2 protein-coding genes are annotated in these 1,112 nt (G+C 42.7%); both read right to left on the reverse strand.

Annotated elements, in window-relative coordinates; genetic code table 11:
• Nucleotides 1-57 precede the first annotated feature (57 nt).
• Nucleotides 58-354: a 50S ribosomal protein L25 gene (rplY, locus tag VXQ92_RS20245; RefSeq protein ID WP_001273421.1), complete on the reverse strand. Its 297-nt coding sequence runs from the start codon at nucleotides 352-354 to the stop codon at nucleotides 58-60.
• A 99-nt stretch (nucleotides 355-453) separates the two neighbouring features.
• Nucleotides 454-1,112: ribose-phosphate diphosphokinase (locus VXQ92_RS20250; RefSeq protein ID WP_310629791.1), on the reverse strand; the 659-nt coding region annotated here is incomplete at its 5' end.

A 1,112-nucleotide genomic window follows, 5' to 3' on the forward strand; every position in this document is an offset into this window, starting at 1 on the left:
GATTGCCCAAACCAACAATTAGCGAAATATTTGACACTAATCTACGCCTTTAAACACTTATGCGCGTTTGAAGTCAGCGTGCATAGGAGTGTTTTTAGCTGGGTGACGTTGTAACGCTTGGATTTTAACGTTTTCAACTTTGTCACCTACTTTGATTTCAACAACTTCTTCAAAGAAAGCGTTGCTTTCTAAAGCTTTTACAAGCTCACGAAGTTCTAAAGTAACTGCTACAGGCTCAGCATTACCACCGTAGATGATAGCTGGAACTAAAGATTCGCGACGAAGGCGGCGGCTCGCACCTTTCCCTTGTTTGTCTTCAGCACGCGCTTGAGCGTTTAATACGAAGTTTGCCATGAGATAAATCCTCATTAAAGATTAAATAAACTAAACTTGCGACCAGTTTAGTGATAGAAAACCCCAGCCAAAGCTAGGGTTAAGAAAAAAGCTGCAATATTATAAACTATCGAACATCGCGCTGATAGACTCTTCGTTATTAATACGACGAATCGTTTCAGCAACCATGCTAGCAACAGAAACTTGGCGAATTTTACCTAAGTTTAATGCTTCTTCAGAAAGAGGAATTGTATCAGTTACAACTAACTCATCAATAACAGAGTTACGTAAGTTCTCAATTGCTTTACCTGAAAGTACAGGGTGAGTTGCGTAAGCAACAACACGACGTGCACCGAATTGTTTAAGCGCATCAGCTGCTTTACACAATGTACCAGCTGTATCAACCATGTCGTCTACGATAACGCAATCACGATCTTTTACGTCACCAATCAAGTGCATAACTTGCGACTCGTTGGCTTTTTGACGACGTTTGTCGATGATTGCTAAATCGATATCACCCATCTGTTTAGCAACGGCACGAGCACGTACAACACCGCCAACGTCAGGAGAAACCACCATAAGGTTGTCATGTTGTTGTTGACGTAAGTCAGCAAGCAAAGCAGGAGTACCGTAGATGTTGTCGACTGGAATATCGAAGAAGCCCTGGATTTGGTCAGCATGTAAGTCAATCATTACGACACGGTCAATACCAACAGTGGTAAGCATGTCTGCAACAACTTTCGCTGTGATCGGCACACGTGCAGAACGTGGGCGACGGT

The organism is Acinetobacter sp. 228, from assembly GCF_048147885.1.